Annotated in this window: 4 protein-coding genes; all 4 read right to left on the bottom strand. The window is 61.4% G+C overall.

Annotated elements, in window-relative coordinates; genetic code table 11:
* Positions 1 to 515: LamG-like jellyroll fold domain-containing protein (locus tag ABIZ35_RS08555; RefSeq protein ID WP_348219469.1), on the bottom strand; the 515-nt coding region annotated here is incomplete at its 3' end.
* A 115-nt stretch (positions 516 to 630) separates the two neighbouring features.
* On the bottom strand, positions 631 to 1,347 hold the full coding sequence (locus ABIZ35_RS08550) for an L-ribulose-5-phosphate 4-epimerase (RefSeq protein WP_348219468.1): 717 nt from the start codon (positions 1,345 to 1,347) through the stop codon (positions 631 to 633).
* Positions 1,340 to 3,007: a ribulokinase gene (locus ABIZ35_RS08545; RefSeq protein WP_348219467.1), complete on the bottom strand. Its 1,668-nt coding sequence runs from the start codon at positions 3,005 to 3,007 to the stop codon at positions 1,340 to 1,342. Before ABIZ35_RS08545 ends, ABIZ35_RS08550 begins: the two co-directional genes overlap by 8 nt.
* 239 nt (positions 3,008 to 3,246) lie before the next feature.
* Positions 3,247 to 4,740, bottom strand: coding sequence for an L-arabinose isomerase (araA, locus tag ABIZ35_RS08540; RefSeq protein WP_348219466.1), 1,494 nt, complete (start codon positions 4,738 to 4,740; stop codon positions 3,247 to 3,249).
* Between the last annotated feature and the right edge of the window lie 188 nt (positions 4,741 to 4,928).

Below are 4,928 nucleotides of genomic sequence, written 5' to 3'. Positions count from 1 at the left end.
TCGGCGTCATGAACTCCGATCAGGTGATACCAGACATTCGGCTCGGCCTGCTCCAATGATCCGGCCACAACACCCCGGGCGTCCGGATTATCGGCTTCGATCCGCGTCATCCCGAAGTTGCCCGAAGATCGTAATTGGAGAAAAAAACCGCTGACCCGCTCGCCATCCAAACTGACGAACGTTTGAAACCCTTCCGTGCTCCTCAGCTTGACCCACGCCGAGACGGTAAAGCTTTTGCTGGTGTCGATGACGGAATCTGCGACGTCAACGCCGCCATGGCCGTCCAGCGACAGCGCGGACTTCCCGACCTTCGCGTCCGACGTCCAGCCTCCAGCCTGCAAGGTCCCGTTCCGACCATTCCCCGAAGCGTCGGCGGCCGTGGCGCCCGACATGTCGTCCAGCGGCCAATATCCGGCGGGCGTGTCCTGCGCCTGTACGGCCGCCGCGCCGCAAAGGCTGAAGAAAACGGAGGCCGCGACCATCGATCGTGATTTGTTTAAACGTTTAGATATCATATTACTCCTAAGCCCGGGACAGAGTTGTGTGGGGAATATATCGTGAAAGAATGACTATTGCTAGTTTTGCATTATAACGGAATGGGCGCGGCGTGTCAAGAGTCGAATGAAAGCTTTATTTCGGCTGTCCGTAATAAGCATTTTCCCCGTGCTTGCGCCGAAAATGCTTGTCCAAGATCGACTGCGGCGTTGTTTCCGCCTGTGCGTTGATCTGCTCCGTCATCAGAGCGAGGCGGGCGACTTCCTCCAGCACGATGGCGTGCTCCACGGCCTTGGCGGCCGTTTTGCCCCAGGCGAACGGCGCATGGAAAGAGAGAATGACGCCGGGAACGTGGCTGGGGTTGAGACCGTTCTCACGGAAGTGCTCGACGATCAATACTCCCGTGTTGAGTTCGTAGGCGGCGTCGATCTCCTCGGGTGTCAGCGGGCGTGCGAGAGGGACAGGGCCATAAAACGTATCGGCGTGGGTCGTGCCATAGCAGGGAATTTCGCGGCACGCCTGCGCCCAGCTTGTGGCGTAGCGCGAATGGGTGTGCGCGATGCCGCCGATCTGGGGCCACTGCTGATAGAGATGGACATGTGTGGGGGTGTCCGACGACGGCCGCATCGTCTCGCCTGGCAGTGGTTCTCCCGTTTCCAGCGAGACGAGCACGATGTCTTCCGGCGTGAGCGCGTCGTAAGCAACGCCGCTGGGTTTGATCGCGACCACGCCGCGCTCGCGGTCCACCGCGCTGGCGTTGCCCCACGTCAGCACGACCAGTCCCGACTGCACGAGCGCCATGTTGGCGTCGTAAACATCCTGTTTGAGCTGCATGATTGCGGGGTCAAACATTGCGCACCTCGTCCCGAATCGCCAGTAGCTCTTTCATAACGCCGAACAGATCGCCGGACGCGCCGCGTACGCCGAAGGCGTCATGAATCTTTTTGTACTGCGCGTAGACCCGATCGTAGACCTTCTGGCTTTCGGGGTCCGGCGTGAAGATGCGCGGATTGAGCGCGGTCATCTTCCCGGTCGCCTCGGCGAAGCCGGGGAACGCTCCGGCGGCGACGGCGGCGGCGACGGCGGAGCCGAGCGCGGCGGTCTGCGTGGAGCGTGAGATGGCGATCGGTCGGCCCATGATGTCGGCGTAGATCTGCATCACCATCGGGTTCTTGACAGAGATGCCGCCGCAGTTGATGATCTGCTCGACCTTCTGCCCGTACTCCTCAAACCGCTCCATGATCACGCGCGCGCCAAACGCCGTCGCCTCGATCCAGGCGCGATACAGCTCGGCGGGCGTCGTTTGCAGCGTCAGTCCGAGCACGGCGCCCGTCAGGCGCTGATCGACCAGGACCGTGCGGTTCCCATTATGCCAGTCCAGCGCGAGCAGGCCGCTTTCACCGGGCGCGAGCTGGTCCGCGAGCGCCGTCAGCTCATCATGACCCAGGCCGCCCGGCTGAACGCCGTTGACGAACCAGTTGAAGATATCGCCGACCGCCGACTGCCCGGCCTCCAGGCCGTAGTAACCCGGCAGGATGGACTCGGGGACGATGCCGCAGAGGCCAGGGATGTCGGCGAGTTCTTGATTCAGCGGCGCGATCATCATGTCGCACGTCGAAGTCCCGATATTCTTGACCAAGGCGCCTGGCTTGATGCCGGAGCCGATTCCGCCCAGGTGAGCGTCGAACGCGCCGACCGAAACGGGAATTCCTTCGCTCAGCCCCGTCCGCTCCGCCCATTCCAGTGTCAGCGTTCCCGCGACCTGTCCGACTGTATAGGCGACATTCGGCAGACTATTGCCGATACGCGCCATTTTGGGATCGAGCGCCGCCAAAAACTCGGCGTCGGGATAGCCGTTCCAGCTGGGGTGGAACATCGCCTTGTGCCCAGCCGCGCAGATACCGCGCTTGAGCTTGTCCGGGTGCGCCGTGCCGGTGAGGACGGCGGGAAGCCAGTCGGCGTGCTCCACCCAGGTATAGGCGGCGTCGAAAACTTCGGGGTTGGCGTGCAGGCAGCGCAGGATCTTGGACCAGAACCACTCGGCGCTGTACACCCCGCCGCACTTCAGCAGATACTGCGGCCGTATTTCAGACGCCATCTGGGTAATCTGCGCTGCCTCAGAATGTCCCGTATGATCCTTCCAGAGGTAGACCATCGCCGCAAGATTGTCGGCGAACTCCGGCGTCAGCGCCAGCGGCGTCCCATGGGCGTCCACCGGGATCGGCGTCGATCCCGTGGTGTCCACGCCCAAACCAATGATCTGGCTCGCGGAAAACCCTTCACGGTTCTTCACCTGATCGAGAACGTCCGTGATGACCGCCTGCGCGCCGTCCAGATAATCGCGCGGATGCTGACGCGCGACATCCGGATCGCGCGCGTCGATCAGCACCCCGCCGACGCCGTGCGGGTAGGGGAAGACCGACGACGCGATCTCCGCGCCGGATTGAATGTCGACGAGGACCGCCCGGACCGAGCTGGTGCCGTAGTCAAGACCGATAGTGTATTGTGACAAGGGTTAGGAACTCCTGAATAATTAGGTGGCGACGCGCACAGGAGCCGGCGAATGAATTCGCGCCTAAAAGTACGGCCGTCCACCTTCGTGGACTTCGGAGCCTACGGCACATCAAATATGCCTACGGCATATATCTGAACCCGCGAAGGCGGGTGACCGTACTTTTAGCCGCGAATTCATTCGCCGGACTCATTGGGTTGCAAATGCTATTTTAGCGTGCGTTTACCCATTAAGCAACTTTATCGACGCCACGCCGCGTCGCTCCAGCGCAGTTCGTTGCGGAAGCCCAGCGAGGTCGTGCTGTTGTCGATGAGCAGATACTCGATCTTGTTCATCTCGGCCCAGTCGATCATCTGCTCGGCGGTCAGGTCCAGCGAGAAGCCCGTGTGGTGCGCGCCACCGGCGAGTATCCAGGTTTCGGCGGCCACGCGCAGGGACGGCTGCGGTTTCCAGAGGGTGCGGGCGACTGGGAGATTGGGCATGGACTGCGTGACTGGAACGGCGTCCACGGCGTTGATGATCAGCCGGAAACGATTTCCCAGATCGATCAGCGAGGCGTTGATCGCCGGGCCGGAGGCGCCGTTGAAGACGAGGCGCGCCGGGTCTTCCTTGCCGCCGATGCCGAGCGGGTGAACCTCGACGCGCGGGCGCATCGCTGCGATCGAGGGGCAGATCTCCAGCATGTGGGCGCCGAGCACCATCTCGTTGCCGGGCTCCAGATGGTAGGTATAGTCTTCCATGAAGGATGTCCCATTGGGAAGCCCTGTCGCCATGATCTTCATCACCCGGACCAGGGCGGCGGTCTTCCAGTCGCCTTCGCCGCCGAAGCCGTAGCCCTGACCCATCAAACGCTGGACGGCGAGGCCGGGCAGCTGCCGCAGGCCGTGCAGGTCTTCGAACGTTGTGGTGAACGCGCCGAATCCGCCTTCGGTCAGGAACGATTTCAAGCCCAATTCGATGCGCGCCTGCACGCGGACCGAGTCGCGGCCTGGTCCCTCGTACTTTAAGCCGTCGGCAAAATCGTAAATGTCCTGGTACTCGGCCATCAACGCGTTGACGTCCGAATCGGAGAAGCCATTGACGCGCTCGACTAAATCACCCACGCCGAAGCCGTTGACCGACCAGCCCAATTGGATCTGCGCCTCTACCTTGTCGCCCTCGGTGACGGCGACTTCGCGCATATTGTCCCCAAAGCGAGCGACTTTCAGACGGCGTCCTTCCGTGAACGCGACCGCTGTTCGTGTCCAGTCGCCAATCGCTGTCCGGATTTCGGGCGCTTCCCAGTACCCCACAATGACCTTGCGGGCGACGCCCATGCGCGTCCCAATAAACCCGTACTCCCGGTCGCCGTGTGCGGCCTGGTTCAGGTTCATAAAGTCCATGTCGATGCCGGCCCATGGAATATCGCGGTTGAACTGCGTATGCAGGTGCAGCAGCGGCTTGCGCAGCTCGGACAGTCCGGCGATCCACATCTTGGCGGGGGAAAATGTGTGCATCCAGGTGATGACGCCCGCGCACTCATCGTCCGCATTCGCCGCGCGCAGCAGCTTATGGATCTCATCGGGCGTCTTCAGGACAGGCTTGAAGACGATTGTCGCGGGGATTGCCGCATCCAGGTTCAGACCCGCAGCAATCTGCTGCGAGTGCGCGGCGACCTGAGCCAGCGTCTCCGGTCCATAAAGATGCTGGCTGCCGGTGACGAACCAAATGACGTGCTGCTTCAAATCCAACATGGTGTATCGTGCTCCTGAGGAATGGCGCGGGTGCAAAGCTGTATTTGCGATACAGGGGCGCGCGGGAATACTCTTTTAGGCATTATACACCATATTTGCGAAAAATCTATACGTTTAGATTATAGAAAATATTGATTTGAGGCGGTAAGATTTGGCCCTCATCCCCCAGCCCCTTCTCCCAATTCTGG

This window comes from Capsulimonas sp. (assembly GCF_039929585.1).
Lineage (GTDB): Bacteria > Armatimonadota > Armatimonadia > Armatimonadales > Capsulimonadaceae > Capsulimonas.
This window is presented reverse-complemented; position numbering and strand designations above follow the sequence as displayed.